The sequence below is a fragment of the Nonomuraea sp. NPDC005983 genome (genome assembly GCF_040614375.1).
Taxonomy (GTDB): domain Bacteria; phylum Actinomycetota; class Actinomycetes; order Streptosporangiales; family Streptosporangiaceae; genus Nonomuraea.
In genome coordinates, this window is the sequence record NZ_JBEXUP010000196.1 from 1 (window position 1) to 13,821 (window position 13,821).

At 66.1% G+C, this 13,821-nt stretch carries 15 protein-coding genes and 2 pseudogenes; 10 read left to right on the forward strand and 7 right to left on the reverse strand.

The features are described 5' to 3' along the window. Nucleotides 1–224: 224 nt before the first annotated feature. Together ABZ297_RS43170 and ABZ297_RS43175 are read right to left on the reverse strand one after the other, a co-directional pair. A complete protein-coding gene (locus ABZ297_RS43170; protein WP_355359138.1) occupies nt 225–653 on the reverse strand; it encodes a protein-tyrosine phosphatase family protein in 429 nt (142 codons plus the stop codon). A gap of 45 nt (nt 654–698) precedes the next feature. After that, complete coding sequence (locus ABZ297_RS43175; RefSeq protein WP_355359141.1) at nt 699–833, reverse strand: hypothetical protein; 135 nt, start codon at nt 831–833, stop codon at nt 699–701. A 235-nt stretch (nt 834–1,068) separates the two neighbouring features. Between ABZ297_RS43175 and ABZ297_RS43180 the strand changes: the two genes are divergently transcribed. The 6 genes from ABZ297_RS43180 (at nt 1,069) to ABZ297_RS43205 (ending at nt 7,092) form a co-directional block, all read left to right on the forward strand. Continuing rightward, nucleotides 1,069–1,863, forward strand: coding sequence for an alpha/beta fold hydrolase (locus ABZ297_RS43180; protein ID WP_355359144.1), 795 nt, complete (start codon nt 1,069–1,071; stop codon nt 1,861–1,863). A 507-nt stretch (nt 1,864–2,370) separates the two neighbouring features. Further along, on the forward strand, nt 2,371–3,144 hold the full coding sequence (locus tag ABZ297_RS43185; protein ID WP_355359147.1) for an NAD(P)H-binding protein: 774 nt from the start codon (nt 2,371–2,373) through the stop codon (nt 3,142–3,144). A 662-nt stretch (nt 3,145–3,806) separates the two neighbouring features. After that, nucleotides 3,807–4,277, forward strand: coding sequence for a pyridoxamine 5'-phosphate oxidase family protein (locus ABZ297_RS43190; protein WP_355359150.1), 471 nt, complete (start codon nt 3,807–3,809; stop codon nt 4,275–4,277). Beyond that, the gene (locus ABZ297_RS43195) at nt 4,274–5,263 is read left to right on the forward strand and encodes an NADPH:quinone reductase (protein ID WP_355359153.1); all 990 of its coding nucleotides are present in this window, start codon (nt 4,274–4,276) and stop codon (nt 5,261–5,263) included. The genes ABZ297_RS43190 and ABZ297_RS43195 overlap by 4 nt, the downstream gene beginning before the upstream one ends. A gap of 428 nt (nt 5,264–5,691) precedes the next feature. Continuing rightward, the gene (locus tag ABZ297_RS43200) at nt 5,692–5,931 is read left to right on the forward strand and encodes a hypothetical protein (RefSeq protein ID WP_355359156.1); all 240 of its coding nucleotides are present in this window, start codon (nt 5,692–5,694) and stop codon (nt 5,929–5,931) included. Between the two features lie 525 nt (nt 5,932–6,456). After that, a complete protein-coding gene (locus ABZ297_RS43205) occupies nt 6,457–7,092 on the forward strand; it encodes a hypothetical protein (protein WP_355359159.1) in 636 nt (211 codons plus the stop codon). 502 nt (nt 7,093–7,594) lie between these two features. Here the strand turns inward: ABZ297_RS43205 and ABZ297_RS43210 are convergent. The 4 genes from ABZ297_RS43210 to ABZ297_RS43225 form a co-directional block, all read right to left on the reverse strand. Beyond that, the gene (locus tag ABZ297_RS43210; RefSeq protein ID WP_355359162.1) at nt 7,595–7,828 is read right to left on the reverse strand and encodes a hypothetical protein; all 234 of its coding nucleotides are present in this window, start codon (nt 7,826–7,828) and stop codon (nt 7,595–7,597) included. Then, nucleotides 7,829–8,161, reverse strand: coding sequence for a DUF6247 family protein (locus ABZ297_RS43215; RefSeq protein WP_355359165.1), 333 nt, complete (start codon nt 8,159–8,161; stop codon nt 7,829–7,831). 255 nt (nt 8,162–8,416) lie between these two features. Then, the gene (locus tag ABZ297_RS43220) at nt 8,417–8,863 is read right to left on the reverse strand and encodes a cytidine deaminase (protein ID WP_355359168.1); all 447 of its coding nucleotides are present in this window, start codon (nt 8,861–8,863) and stop codon (nt 8,417–8,419) included. Between the two features lie 260 nt (nt 8,864–9,123). Then, a complete protein-coding gene (locus tag ABZ297_RS43225; RefSeq protein WP_355359171.1) occupies nt 9,124–10,476 on the reverse strand; it encodes a glycosyl hydrolase family 28-related protein in 1,353 nt (450 codons plus the stop codon). Between the two features lie 251 nt (nt 10,477–10,727). Here ABZ297_RS43225 and ABZ297_RS43230 point away from each other — a divergent pair. Further along, a pseudogene (locus ABZ297_RS43230) lies at nt 10,728–10,862 on the forward strand (transposase); the annotation flags it as partial. Between the two features lie 766 nt (nt 10,863–11,628). Next, a pseudogene (locus tag ABZ297_RS43235) lies at nt 11,629–11,784 on the forward strand (IS701 family transposase); the annotation flags it as partial. 198 nt (nt 11,785–11,982) lie between these two features. Here ABZ297_RS43235 and ABZ297_RS43240 read toward each other — a convergent pair. Further along, nucleotides 11,983–12,135, reverse strand: a complete 153-nt coding sequence (locus ABZ297_RS43240) for a GNAT family N-acetyltransferase (RefSeq protein ID WP_355359174.1) — start codon at nt 12,133–12,135, stop codon at nt 11,983–11,985. Nucleotides 12,136–12,278: 143 nt separating this feature from the next. On the opposite strand from ABZ297_RS43240, the gene ABZ297_RS43245 reads away from it, so the two are divergent. Both ABZ297_RS43245 and ABZ297_RS43250 read left to right on the forward strand, forming a co-directional pair. Further along, nucleotides 12,279–12,704 (forward strand): spore-associated protein A, encoded by a 426-nt coding sequence (locus tag ABZ297_RS43245; RefSeq protein ID WP_355359177.1) that lies wholly within the window; start codon nt 12,279–12,281, stop codon nt 12,702–12,704. Between the two features lie 452 nt (nt 12,705–13,156). Continuing rightward, nucleotides 13,157–13,570: a DUF6188 family protein gene (locus ABZ297_RS43250; RefSeq protein WP_355359180.1), complete on the forward strand. Its 414-nt coding sequence runs from the start codon at nt 13,157–13,159 to the stop codon at nt 13,568–13,570. Nucleotides 13,571–13,821: the final 251 nt, after the last annotated feature.

A 13,821-nucleotide genomic window follows, 5' to 3' on the forward strand; every position in this document is an offset into this window, starting at 1 on the left:
TACATCGAGCAGCAGAAACGACCTGTGTGAGTGAAGCTGCTGCCGACAAACCTGAAAGGTCAGGGCACGCTCGCGCCCTAGCGGGCACTCCCACGAGGGCCTTCACCCCGGCGTAAACGCCGGAGCACTGGCCCACATTCTTGTAGATCCGAAACCCTCAACCCGTTTGAAGATCCGAAGTCCGTACAGGTTCTAGCCCGCGTCCGTGGCGGGGGAGCGGCGCGCTACTGGAAACGGGCGACGAAGCGGCGCTGCCAGGGGGTCTCCACGGCGCGCGCCGCGTAGTGCTTCCTGACGTACGCGACCGCCTCGTCGTTCGGCACCCCGTCGAGGACGGCGAGGCAGGCCAGCGCGGTACCGGTGCGTCCGTAACCGCCGCCGCAGGCGACCTCGACGCGCTCGGTTTCGGCGCGCGCCCACGCCTCACGCAGCGCCTCCCCGGCGGCGGCGCGATCGGACGGCAGCCAGAAGTCCGGCCAGCGCACCCAGCGAGCCTCCCAGTCGACGGCGGGCGGTTCGTGCCCCAGCAGGTACAGCGCGTAGGCGGGCGTCGGGCCGTCAGGGAGAGGCCGCCTGAGCCCCCGCCCGCGCACGAGCCGGCCTGAGGGCAGTCGCAGCACGCCGGGCGTCGCCGGATCCCAGGAAGCGATCACCGTGCGAGCATAACGGCCGTGCTGCCCGGGATAGGGGCGTCCGGGCTAGCCGCGGCGGCGCAGCAGCACCGTGGCGAGCCAGACGACGGTGGGCAGGAGAAGCAGCACCAGGACGACGCCGCCGCCGACGAGGATCGCGGCATCACCCGGTTGGAAGAGGTGAGCGTCATCGTTGTCCACCCTGCCACGCTAACGGCAACGCGGCCACCTCGGAGCCGCCGGGCTCCACTGATTGTCACGGGTCAGGGGGTGAGCAGGGTGAGCGCCTTGGCGATGGCGGCGACGAGTCGGAAGCCATTCTTTGCCGAGATGTGGCACCTTGGGAGGCCTCAGGGCCGCCGCGTACGTCTCCGATCTCGCGGGTTGTCAAGTGGCGTTCTGTAGCGTCGGAGGTCGCCGAGACGAAGGGACCGCCATGGCCACGGTGACGTCACGCGACGGCACGAAGATCGGGTTCGAACAGGTGGGTACAGGGCCCACGCTCGTACTGGTCGACGCGGCAGGTGGGTTCCGCGGGTTCGGGCCCATGGGTTCACTCGCGCAACGCCTCGCCGACAGGTTCACGGTGGTGACGTACGACCGACGCGGACGTGGCGAGAGCGGCGACACGCTGCCGTACACGGTGGAACGAGAAGTAGAGGACCTCGCGGCCGTGATCACGGCGGGCGGAGGGGCCGCGTTCGTCCACGGGTTCTCCTCCGGTGCGGCCCTGGCCCTGCTCGGAGCGTCGGCCGGGCTGCCGATCTCGATGCTCTCGCTCCTCGAACCACCGATCGCCCTCGACCAGTCGCCGCAGGAAGGCGACCTCGCAGCCGAGATCGACGAACTCGTCGCCGCCGGCCGCCGGGCCGACGCCGTCGAGCACTTCCACAAGAGCATCGGCGTACCCCCCGAGATGGTCGCGGGGATGCGGCAGGCTCCCTTCTTCCCGATGTTGGAGGGCATCGCGCACACGCTCGCCTACGACGCCCGGATAACCCCGGCCGTCTCCCACGCCACACTCCAGTCCGTCACCGCGCCCGCCCTGGTCGTCAACAGCGAGTCCAGCGACGACCGCCTGCGAGGCTGGGCCGCCGGTGTGGCGGCGGCACTTCCTCAGGGGCGTCACCTGCCGCTAGAGGGCGAGTGGCACGGCGTGTCCGACGACGTGCTGGCCCCCGTGCTGGCCGACTTCTTCGGCGGAGGAGCACGCGGGGCGAGTCCTCGCTGATCACGCTCTGAACGGGTCGCCATCGCGGGGCATGGCCCGCCGCCTCACCTGAGGCGGACCCGCCCGACGACAACCGCGCCATGTCTGCGACTGACATCCAGCACAACCCGATCTCCTCAGGCACGTACTAAGGCCAAAGCTCGCCGTCATCGGGCGGTACATCACGCCAGCAGGGCCCCTGAACGAATCGCGTGTGCTCACGCCTCAGCCGCTCCGTGGTCAGACGGACTCCGGTGATTCGGCGAGGCCGGCGACGACGCCGCGGTAGTGGAGTTCGAGATCCCTCGAAGGGAGGCGGCGAGGGGCATCCGGCCACCTTGGCGGCACCAGCACCCGCAGTCACGCCACCACGCCGGACATGAACGATTGATCGGCCCCTCCCCTGGGGGGCAGCCAACTGCCCCAGCTTCAGGGCCCTCGCCTGCCCGGGCTCGTCCGAAAAGGGATGGCATCGCGTCACACGCCGGGAGTTCACTGGAGCGACTGTCCACAGAGGGAGCCTTATCAATGATCGTGATCTCGGCCGCTTCCGGTGCACTCGGCCGTCTCGTCATCGACAATCTACGGACGAGGGGGGACGTCGTAGCCGTCGTACGTGATCCCGAACGGGCTCCCGAAGACGTACCAGCCCGGCGCGGCGACTACGACGATCCGGCAAGTCTGCGTGTGGCCTTCGAGGGGGCCGACCGCCTCCTTCTGATCTCCTCACCGGAACTCGACTCCGCCCGCAGGATCAGGCAGCACCTGGCCGCCGTGGCCGCCGCCAAGGAGGTCGGGGTCGGTGCCATCGTCTTCACCAGCTTCCTGGGAGCTGACACAGCCGCCACCGGCATGACCGAGGCCTATCACGCCACCGAACGGGCGATACTCGACAGCGGTCTGCCGTACACGCTGTTGCGTCATCCCTTCTACAGCGACGCCTTCGTCCCGCAGGTCTCCGACGGAGCGATCACGAGTAGTACCGGGGGCCGCGGGCTGAACACGGCGTTCCGGTCAGACCTGGCCGCGGCGGCGGCGAACGTCCTGACGGGTGAGGGACATCTGGGCCAGGCGTACGACTTCACCGGCCCCCTGTGGAGCTACCCCGAGGTGGCCACGGCACTGGGAGTGACCTACCGCGAACTCCCGGACGCCGGCCCGGGCCCCATGAGCTGGATCTCTGCCCAGGTGCGCGCGGGCGCGCTGGAAAGGCAGACCCCCGACCTGGAGCGAGTGCTCGCAAGGCCCGCCGAGACGGTCGTATCTCGTGTCCTGGGTCGTCATATGCCGCAGGTCCACTGACAACGCGGGCTCCGCCTCCATGTGACCAGCGCGTGGGCACGGGCTCCGCAAGACCAACGGCCCACTCCCTGATCATGCGGCTGCATCGAGCACGGACAGCATGCGGACTCACTGCGCGCACGTCGCCCGCCTGATCATCCGGTCTGCTCGGCTTGTCCCGGCTCGATGGTGGGCGGGATGATCAGGTTTCGGGATCAGTCCGGCGATCGCGCGTAGCGGCTCGAGCGGTGAGCCTCGCGCGAGAACGGCTCCCCGGCCGTACCCACAGCTTGCAGCTGCCCGTGATCCCTATGAGAACCACGCGGCATGGCCGAGTTCATCGAGGTGCGCGTGGCGGACACGGGCCGCTTATTGCCGCCAATTTCCTCCTCGGGCTGCCGGTTACGGCACGCCCGCCGAAGCCGGTGGCGCAGCCTTGGGTCGGCTGACTGCGTTGCGAACGGAGGTCTGGGTAGATGGAGCGGGTGACGGAATCGGACCCGCGCTGTCAGCCTGGGGACTACATCGTTCACGGCTGGATGGAGTGCTGAGCTGGGCAGAGACCCGCTCGTCACCCTCTCAACGGCCCGCTGACAGCCCGTCCGACCAAGGCGGGACCTACGCGGAAAGCGCGGAGACGTCCTCCGCGAGGCCGAAGCGTGGGCCTCACTGAAGGAGAGACGATGAAGACAATCGACGACGATATGCGGCTGATCGTGGAGACCGCCCGTCTGTCCTTCGTGGCCACCGTGTGCCCCGACGGCTCGCCCAATCTCTCGCCCAAGGGGTCGATGCGGGTATACGACGACGAGCACATCGCCTTCATGGACATCGCGTCCCCGAACACGGTCGGCAACCTCGAACGCGATCCGCGTATCGAGATCAACTCGATCGACTTCCTTCGCAGGCGGGGCTACCGGTTCAAGGGCACCGCGGAGTTCCGCGAGCCCGGCGACCCTGTGTACGAGTGGCTGCACGCGTGGCTGCTCAACCTGAACGGTCCCGGCTACCCCGCCCACCGCGCGATCCTCGTGCACGTGGAGCGGGCGCTGCCGATCCTGTCTCCGGCCTACACCTTCGGCGGCGCCGACGAGGGTGATCTCAGGCAGGCGTGGGCGCGTACGTACCTCGCCGACCTGGAAGAGGGACGATGAGCGACCAGGAGACCATGACCGCGGCGTACGTCACGCGCCCCGGCCCGGCGGACGAGATACGGATCGGACGGCTCCCCATGCCCGAGCCCGGTTCGTCGGAGGTCCTGGTGAAGGTGCGCGCACTCGCGGTCAACCACGTCGACACCTTCATCCGCTCCGGCGCCTACCGGACGCGCCTGCCGTATCCGTTCATCATCGGCCGCGACCTGGTGGGGACTGTGGTCACGGCGGGGCCGGGGTTCGCTCCCGGCGACGCGGTGTGGTGCAACAGCCTGGGGCTCGACGGTCGCCAGGGGACCTTCTCCGAGTACGCCGCCGTGCCCGCCGACCGGCTCTATCACCTGCCCGGCGGCGTTGATCCGGAGAACGCGGTCGCATCCCTGCACACCGCCGCCACCGCGCACATCGGCCTCGTCGATGAGGCGGGTCTGCGGATCGGGGAGACGGTCGTCGTGACCGGCGCGGGCGGCGGGGTCGGCACGGCCGCCGTCCAACTCGCCGCGGCCGCGGGGGCGCGGGTCATCGCAACCGCGCGCCCGGACGACTTCGACTGGTGCCGGCAGTGCGGCGCCGACGAGGTCGTCAACTACCACGACCCGGATGTGTACGCGAAGATCGCCAAACTCGCTCCCGACGGCGTGGACGTGTTCTGGGACAACGCCGGCCAACACGACCTGGAACAGACCGTCCCCCTGCTCGCCCGCGGCGGCCGGATGATCATCATGGCCGGTCTCGGCGCCACCCCCGTGCTGCCGGTCGGACAGCTCTACACACGCAACGCCAGCCTCCGCGGCTTCGTGATCAGCAACGCCACCGTAGCCGAACTCGCCGCGGCGGCCACGGCGATCAACCACCTCCTGGCCTGCGGAACCCTGGTCTCCCGGATCGGGACACGGCTGCCGCTCACCGAGGCCGCCCGGTCCCACCACCTTCAGGAAGGCGCCGAGCCTCATCGACCCCGCGGACGCATCGTCGTCCTCCCGTGACACGGTCCGTTCCCCACGGGACGCGAGACGGGCACGGTCCGCGGTGAAACCGCATCCATCGCTCCACCGCCGGTGTCGCCGCGCCTGGGTCCCCCCGAATCTTCTGGGACGGGCACTCGTCACGCAGGTCGAGGTCGACGAATGTGAGCAGGATGTGGTTCTTCAGATCCCGCTCGGCCTTGCCTGGGAGGACGGTGGGCGGGATCGATGGTGGGTTGGCTCAGCCGTCACCCCGACCGTCTCTGCCGTGGCATGCACTGTGGACCTGCTGAAACGGAATTCTGAGGTCAAGTTTCTGTGGCGATGCTCGCCAGAGGAGATCGCCATGGTGGAGCGCTTCTATGAGCCGCAGCCTCAGGCCGCTGTGATGATTCGTCGTCCGCAGTGATTCCCCGCGAGTGACCGCGGTTCCCCGCCCGCTCTGGCGCGTGCTCAAGGCGCGCCTTCACCGGATCGCGATTTCTGGCCAGTGGGGCGCAGGCCTCGCGCCCAGGGTTGCCGACGTGTCTCAGTTGAGCTGGGCGTTCGGCGGACAGCAGGACGGTCCTCGCGTGAGCACGCAATTCGGCGAGGAAGTGTTTACGGCCTGCGATTCCAACGGCACGGCGAGGACGCGTCCGGAAGTGTTCCTCACCCGTGAAGAGTGGACGATGATGGGCAGCGGGTAGGCCGACGGCGCCCATGACAGGCGGTTGTGCGCATTCTTCCTCTCGCGACGTTCGCAAGCCCCCGCTGACGAACCCGGGGCGTCGCCCTTCCCCCAGGGCGGACCGCATCACCGCAGCGGCTTCAACAGGCTCGCGGCCTGGTCATACGCGAGTAGGCCGTGACATCGACATGCAGAGCTTGCCGGTCTGGTCGTGCCCGTCGATCTCCACGTCTATGGCGTGGGTGGTGTAACAGTGGCCACCCATGCTCGTCGGGGTCCTCGATGCTGTGGCCGTTGTCGATCAGTTCGCGAAGCATGGGGAGGCCATTCGAATCTCAGGTCCAACGAGACGTGCCCCCGGGGAGGGTGACTTCCGAATCGCTCAGCATGGTGGCGGCCTCGGCGAGTGCGCCGACCAGCCCTCATTCGCAACCACCTTGAAGATCTTGGGACAGCGGTTTAAATTCCTCGATGCCCTGTCTTGGCCGAGTCGCAGGCCACGATTGCGGTTGCCGTGATTCATGCGGTACTTAGACGATGCAGTGTGCACTCCCACGAGCAAGCCCAGCCGGTCGTAGACGAGTTGACGGGCCGCATCTACGTGGCGTTGCGCGACGACGACCTCGACGCCGAACCCGTCATCGCGTTGGCCTGCTTGCTGGAGGAAGCGGGTATGAGCACTCCAGCCACACGGGAACTCCTCGAACGCGTGACCGCCCATCTGACAGCGGCCGACGTGACCCGTCTGGGCAGAGGGCTTCTCCGCGATGCCAACTTCGAGCCGACGTTCTCCCATGACCCGAGTCTGTGGGCGGCGTTGGAGCAGGCACTGAATGTCGTCGAGCGTGACGTTCGCAGCGCGGGAATCACCGGACCCCTACGGTTGGTCATCCCTGACTGGGACGGCAGCGGTCATGCCTGGGTGGAGTTCCGGGGTGGTTGCCAGGGCAACGGCATCTGGCCCGCTGAGGGAAGCAATGCTCAGGGGGCGCTCGTGAGCGTCGCCGATGCCACCCAAGCAGTGGTCATGGAGATGCTCTGGGAGGTTTGGCCCGTCTGCTCTAGCCATGATCGTGGCCTGCGCGCCGAGCTGGAGCACGAGATCGCTGTTTGGCGATGCACGGGCGACGGAACGCACACGGTGGCGCGGGTAGGTGAACTACTTCCCAAACGCCGTTAGCACATCTGCCCTAGTGTCCCGAACCGATCGGCTGACGTGGGCTTTCGTCCTGAGAGCAGGTGACGGAAATCGACCCCGCGCTGTCGGCTTGGGAATTGCAGGGATCTTGGCCCGTAGCGGCGTCGACCTGCGGCTGAGGCCGGTCCTGAGTAACCCTGGTTGCCCCCTCGGTGCCCCTCTTGATGGCACGCTAATGGCAACACAGCGGGCCAAGGCCACCCGGTGGGCCTTGGTCTGCTCGGCTTGTCCCGGGTCGATGGCGGGCGGGGTGATCAGGCCCCTACCGCAGCCATCCACGGCCCGGCCCACGATGAGCAGCGCTCCGGAGCCGGAGCGCCCCCGCCGGAGGCGCCAAAGACAGCAGAGTGAGTCGATCCACGCGTCGTAAGGGAGTGGATAGGGTAATCCGTCGTGGCCAAACCGGACTTCTTGCTCGCTACACGAGCGTCTTACGATGCGATGGCCTCGAAGTACGAGGGACGCTTTCATAACGAGCTGACGGCTAAGCCGCTGGAGCGACCTCGCGCTGCCGGTCCAGGACCACATAGGTGGCGAGACCACGTTCTCCGAACGGGTGCGTAAGCATGTTCGCCCTGGGGTTCTTGGAGTTGTACGGGTCTCCGCTCCAAGGAGCGGTCTCCAGCAGCGCGAACAGGTCCGCGAGCGGACGTAGTGCATGATCGGGTAGCGCAGCAATCTGTTCCTCGGCTACGGGATCGATGATGAGCTTGAACACCTAGGCATCGATCCCACGAGCAGCAAGGATCTCCCGCCACGGCCTCCCCTGAGGAACGGGTTCTCCGGCCAGAGCCTGCTGGGCGCGCTCGTGCATCTGACGGCGCCCTTCGGGATCCTTTGCAGTATCACACGCTGAGATCCACCAGCGGTGCACGAAGGCGTTCAGCGCTCCAAGATCCAGGCTCACCCTAACCTCGTCGAGCACAGTCTTGAGCCCGGCGTCGAAAGCCTCGCGATCTTCCGGGACGACCAGCGCGGCACGGATGGCTCGCAGGTTCTTCTCAGGCAGAGGCGCACCGACGGAGATGAAGTCCTGCGGTTGTGCGGTCATGCCCGCTCCCTTCCTCGTCCTCTAGAGGCACAGAGGAAGAGGGACATCTTTCACGCACACACGAGGGCCGCGCCTCACACTGAGGGGTCATGGTGATTCCGGACAGCCGCCTTATGGGCGTAGCCTATGCGGCTGTTTGGGTTGAAAGGGACTCGTTGAGTACTTCCAGAGGTGGCCGGTAGCCGAGCGCCGAGTGCAGGCGCCGGCCTGTTTGCCCACCGAAGGGGGACATGGGCCAGGGCCTCGTCGTGTCTGTTAGGAGGAGTGGACTTCGGGGGCAGGCCAGGCGCCATCTTCGGTGAACTGCGATCCCCAGTAGAACGGGTTCACGTCGCGAAGAGTGCGAACGCCCCATCCCGTCACGTTGGAGTCGTCGGGCACACCGACTTGTACGTTGGGCCCCCACAAGGCCAAGCGCTCCTGGCAGATGCCGCACGGAGGAAGGATGAGGACGCGGTCACGTTTGGAGGCCCGATAGACGCACACGGAGGCAGTGATCTTCTTGTTGAGCGTGTAGGCCTGGCAGATGGCGCCAGTCTCATGACACAAGGACACTCCGCCATTGAGATTGTCCAGGCCGACGCTGGTGAGGATCTGTCCATCCTCCAGGTAGACGGCCGCGGCGCCACCCGGCTCATCAGCCGGCCATCGCCGATTCATCTGTGCGATGGCTGCGTCGACAAGGGTTTGATCAAGTTGCATGCAGGCATCGTGCCACACCAAGGCGGTCAGATCCTTGCCGCCTTGGGCTCCGAACCGCTCCTGACCTGGTCCTCAGTGCGTGGAGCGGGTGACGGGAATCGCACCCGCGCCGTCAGCTTGGGAATTGCATGGATCATGGCCCGTAGCAGCGCTGACCTGGGTGGGAGGCCGGACATGAGCAACCGTGGTTGCCCCCTCGTCACCCCTCTCTTATCGCTGGTGCTCCTCCACGAGGATGGGGCGTAGATGGACGCGTGGGGTCAGCCGGCGACGTCGGCGGTGGCCCAGGAGTCGCGGAAGGCGTAACGGGCCGGGGCGCTCGCGTAGCGGAGGAAGGCCGAGCCGGAGGTGGTGCTGACTGCGGTGGTCGTGTGATAAAAACGGCAACCCTCGTAGATCATCTTGCCGTTCGTCAGGGAGGAGCCGGCGGCGTCCACCAGGTGGTAGCCGGCCAGTGTGCAGTCCTGGTAGCGGGCGATCGGCAGCCGGTTGGAGGTGGCGGCGTACCGGTGCAGGTTGTAGTTGGCGGCTGTTGGGACCTGGAGGGCGGCCATGTCGGAGCAGGAGGTGAAGGTCACCGAGCCGTTATTCCAGTTACAGTCGATGATCTTGTGGTTGGCGCTCTTGGGCTCGAAGCGCACGCCGCTGACGCTCAGCCGGGTCGCGCTGATCTCCCCGTTGGCGAGCGGCATGTAGAAGTACCGGGCGTTGTTAGAGCCAACCATCGACCAGGAGCCGCCGAGCACGTTGATGGAACCGCCCCGGTCAAAGCGGAAGAAGTCGCCGCCGGCGAGCGCGAAGTTGCAGGACAGCATGAAGTAGTTGAGGAACTGATTCTGCTGGTTGCGGCTGGACGGGCTGGAGATCCCGCAGTGCAGGAAGGCGTCGGTGTAGACGGAGGCGGTGTCGGTCGAGCACAGGATGAAGTGGTGCTCACTGTTGTTGTTGGCCTCGTGATCGCCGTCGATGCCGATGACCCGGTCCCAGGGCCCCTTCCATTCAATGTTCTGGTAGACGAAGTACTGGTTCTGGCCGTTGCCGTACTCGGGGTACTGAGAGGTGCCGTCGATGGTGTCGACCGACCAGTAATACGCGAAGCGGTTGTTGGCGTTGTTGGACTGGAAGGCCATGTCCTGGAAATAGGTGTACCGCAGCCGGACGGCGGCCGTGATCAGGTTGTTCTCGCGAGGGTCGCTGTTGGCGGTGAAGGTGGTGGCGAAGTTGATGGTGGTCACCCGCGGGCCGGCGCCCCGGAAGCGCAGGCCGAAGATCTGGTCGGCATTGCCGCTGGTGGGTGACCACATCAGGGTGTCCTTCTTGGTCACCTTGTACGTGCCCGGCGGGAAGTAGATCTCCTTCTTCACCACGCCGTTGGTCCGGCCGGCGATCGCGGCGGTGACGGCGGCCTTGATGGCGTCGGAGTCGTCAGTGGTTCCGTCGCCCTTGGCGCCGTAGTCCTTGACATCTACGCTGAACACGGACGGATCGGTGTTGGCCACGGCCGGTTCGGCAGCCCATAGCGACAGCGCACCTATGCCGGTGGCGGCTAAGCCTCCCGCCAGCGCGCGGCGGCTGAACGTGGTGTTCTGATCGTCCTTTTCGTTCGCGGACATGCTTAGACCGCTCCTTAGGTGGGGGGTGCATGATCGCGATCAAAATTAGCCCCTGCCCATTCGGTCGGCAACCATAATCGGCATTTATTGGGCAACCGATTCCAGATGGGGCGTTTAGCCTATTTCGGATATTCGGCTACATAAGCTGACAAAGGGGTGGAAGTAGGGCTCCCAGCGCCTCGTGGCGCACCCCCGGAGGTGTGGACACCTTGGGTGCCAGATCATGGAGATCTGGAACCAAGGATTTCCTGGTGGACATGAAGGTCTATTCGGCTGAGTCCGAAGCCGATGCCGCCGCGCTGTACCTGTCTGCCCCGGCCCGGACGGTCGCCTTGGTAGCCCGGGAACTGGGTGTCAGCCGGAAGACGCTGCGTTTGTGGGTGCGCAAGGCCCAGGCAGCTTTCGCGAGTCTGCGATGGGGTGAGGTGAGCACGCTCTGCCGTACAGATGTGGATCTCGACGCGGGGACGGTGCGCATTCGGGCTGCCTTCGTCGAGCACTCCACGGGTGAGCTGGTCCTTGGCCCGCCCAAGTCCAAGGCCGGGCGGCGCGTGGTCGGCATCCCGCAGGGGATTGTTCCGGCGCTCTGCGAACACCTGGACACCTACGTTCGGGCCGATCCCGGCGCGCTCGTCTTCCTCGGCGCCAAGGCTGGCGCGCGCCCGCGAAGATCAATCAGCTCGGAAACAATCAAGGCTCGGGTCGGGAATCATGGCCGGACTCGGACCGTCGCTCATGGAGCGGGTGACGGGAATCGAACCCGCGCTGTCAGCTTGGGAAGTCTTTCAAGACTATGCGGCCTTGGCTGCGAAAACACTCACCTGGGTGTATCCCGGTCGAGTGACCGTGAGTCCCCGTGTTCGCCCACTGGTCGCCCATCGTACGGGTACGCAACGGGCACGCTCACGCTGACCGAGAGCCACGTCCATTCGATGCGAACGAGACGGGTCTCCCGCTGGCGCTCCAGGACGACGTAGGTAGCGAGACCGCGTTCGCCGAAGGCGTGGGTTACAGCCGAGCCGCGCGGGCTGAGGACTTTACAGCCCCGCCGCCCGGCGGGAGCCGCCTACACCGTGGGTGTGTCCTGCCGGTCATCCGAGGTCGGCATCGTGGACGAGAATGGCCGCCTGCACCCGGTTGTCCGACGCAGCCTTCCAGACCGCCAAGAACGAAGTCGGCCTGGATCAGTACCAGGTCAGACGCTACGACGGCTGGCACCGCCACATCACCTTGGCCATGCTCGCTCCGCCGCTCCGAGCTGGCCGGCTGGGCCGGCTACGGCTACTGCCGACACGGCCGAGGGCGTGACCTATGCCCGCCGCGCCCTCGAAGCCGCCCAACGCTTTCACGACGAGAGCGGGTGACGGGAATCGAACCCGCGCTGTCAGCTTGGGAACCGCACCGATCACGGCCCGCTGGGGCATTGAGCTGGGCGGAAGGCTGGTCCCGAGTGACCGTGGTTGACCCCTCGTCACCCCTCTTAATGGCCCGCTAATGGCCCGGTGATCAGTCTGCGACCTGGTGTTTCTCGCGCGACGCGCGCATCCCGGGCCAGTCGGTGTAGCGGGTCACCTCTGGGTCGCTGGCGAACGCGTGCACGGCTGCGTGATCACTGGCACGGAAGTCACGCAGCAGCAGCCGAGGCGTGGTCAGTTCCATGATCTTAAGTATGGGCGCACCCAGAATGAGAGCCGCAACCCGGAGTGCGGCTCTACGAAATGTCTAGCTTCGTCACGATGCATGGTGATGATCCGTTACGCTCCCAGCGTCAAAGTATGATCTTGAGGAGAGTGAGCCAGACAATGCGTAGATTCAAGCAGGCAGCGGTGTTCACGGTCGCCACGGCAGTCGCACTTGCCAGTTCCGTGGTCATGAGCAGCCCGGCAATGGCCGCGTCATCGCCGACCGCGGTGTGCGGCGGCGGCAGCTACCACGTCATCGACAGCCACGCCATCGGCGGGCTCGCCACGATTTACCTGCTCTACAACGGCAGCACCAACTGTGTGGTGACGTGGAAGAGCAGCAAGTACCAGGGCGGTAACACCCTTACGGGGGCCACCATCCAAAGGAAGGGCGGCAGCAAGATTAGTGACACCGGCTCCTACAAGATCTACGCCGGTCCCGTGAAGGTCAACGCTGCCGGCACCTGTGTCTCGTGGGGAGGCCATGCTTCGAACAGCGCCGGTGTTGGTGAGGGCTGGCAATCGAACTGGACTCACTGCGGCTGATCACCGAGACAGGTCGTCATTTCAACGTCGGGGTGACTCGGCCCCGGGTTCACCGGAGCGCGAGTCCCCTTCCGTACGCGGGCGAACGACTGGAGTCGAGAATGACTGCCCGCACGCTTGCGTTCCACCTCGGCCGGGCGCGCAGTGACCGTACTACGCACCGACAGAGACCTTCTGCCTAGGGTCGGCGGTATGAGCCAAGGCCCGGCCGGCGATCGTGTCCCCGACCCGGGCCTTTGTGTATGGAGCGGGCGACGGGAATCGAACCCGCGCTGTCAGCTTGGGAAACCTCTCAAGATCACGGCCTCCGAGCAGGGGAAACGCTGACCTGGGCATATGCCGGTCGAGTGACCGTGACTCCCCGCTGATCGCTCTCCGAACGGGCACGCAACGGGCACGGAGCGCGTCAAAGCGCCAGCAGGGTTGCGGACGACGTCTGACAGGGATATCGCATGGTCGATGGAACGGAACTGGTCGAGTTAGAAGATCGTTGGTTGCTGCCGTACCGCGGCATGCAGGTGACTCAAATCTGTGTGAGCTATCAGTTGACGCTGGTATTGGATGGCGGAGCGCAAGTGGACCTGGAGGCTGAGGCGGTGCTCAGCGAGGGTCCGTTGCGCGCCTCCGACGTGGTGACCTCGCGTCTGGCGCCGGAACGGCAGGAGGTGGCTCCGGCTCTGGCTCTCTTCGGTACGACGCTCCTCTCATCCGTTGCCTTCAAGTCGGGATTGCTGCGGTTGGTGTTCGACAGCGGGATGCATCTGAACGTGAAACCCGACGCCGGATATGAGGCGTGGAGCGTACGCGGCCCCGAGAGCCTGTGCCTCGTTTGTATGCCAGGAGGCGATGTTGCGGTTTGGCAATAACAGGAACCGGTCGAGCCCTCGCTATGAGAGCGGGTGACGGGAATCGAACCCGCGCTGTCAGCTTGGGAACTGCATCGATCACGGCCCGTTGGGGCGCTGAGCTGGGCAGTGAGCGGGTCCTGAGTGACCGTGGTTGACCCCTCGTCACCTCTCTTTATGGCCCGCTAATGGCCCGGCGATCAGGGCGCTCCAGCGTTGACGCTCTGCCCATCAAGCACGAACCGGTAGACGATCGACTCCCGTCGTTGGAA

Coding starts and splice junctions, on each gene's coding strand:
- ABZ297_RS43180 (WP_355359144.1), top strand. CDS start 1,069: ATGGCCACGGTGACGTCACGCGACGGCACGAAGATCGGGTTCGAACAG.
- ABZ297_RS43185 (WP_355359147.1), top strand. CDS start 2,371: ATGATCGTGATCTCGGCCGCTTCCGGTGCACTCGGCCGTCTCGTCATC.
- ABZ297_RS43190 (WP_355359150.1), top strand. CDS start 3,807: ATGAAGACAATCGACGACGATATGCGGCTGATCGTGGAGACCGCCCGT.
- ABZ297_RS43195 (WP_355359153.1), top strand. CDS start 4,274: ATGAGCGACCAGGAGACCATGACCGCGGCGTACGTCACGCGCCCCGGC.
- ABZ297_RS43215 (WP_355359165.1), bottom strand. CDS start 8,161: ATGACCGCACAACCGCAGGACTTCATCTCCGTCGGTGCGCCTCTGCCT.
- ABZ297_RS43220 (WP_355359168.1), bottom strand. CDS start 8,863: ATGCAACTTGATCAAACCCTTGTCGACGCAGCCATCGCACAGATGAAT.
- ABZ297_RS43225 (WP_355359171.1), bottom strand. CDS start 10,476: ATGTCCGCGAACGAAAAGGACGATCAGAACACCACGTTCAGCCGCCGC.
- ABZ297_RS43240 (WP_355359174.1), bottom strand. CDS start 12,135: ATGGAACTGACCACGCCTCGGCTGCTGCTGCGTGACTTCCGTGCCAGT.
- ABZ297_RS43245 (WP_355359177.1), top strand. CDS start 12,279: ATGCGTAGATTCAAGCAGGCAGCGGTGTTCACGGTCGCCACGGCAGTC.
- ABZ297_RS43250 (WP_355359180.1), top strand. CDS start 13,157: ATGGTCGATGGAACGGAACTGGTCGAGTTAGAAGATCGTTGGTTGCTG.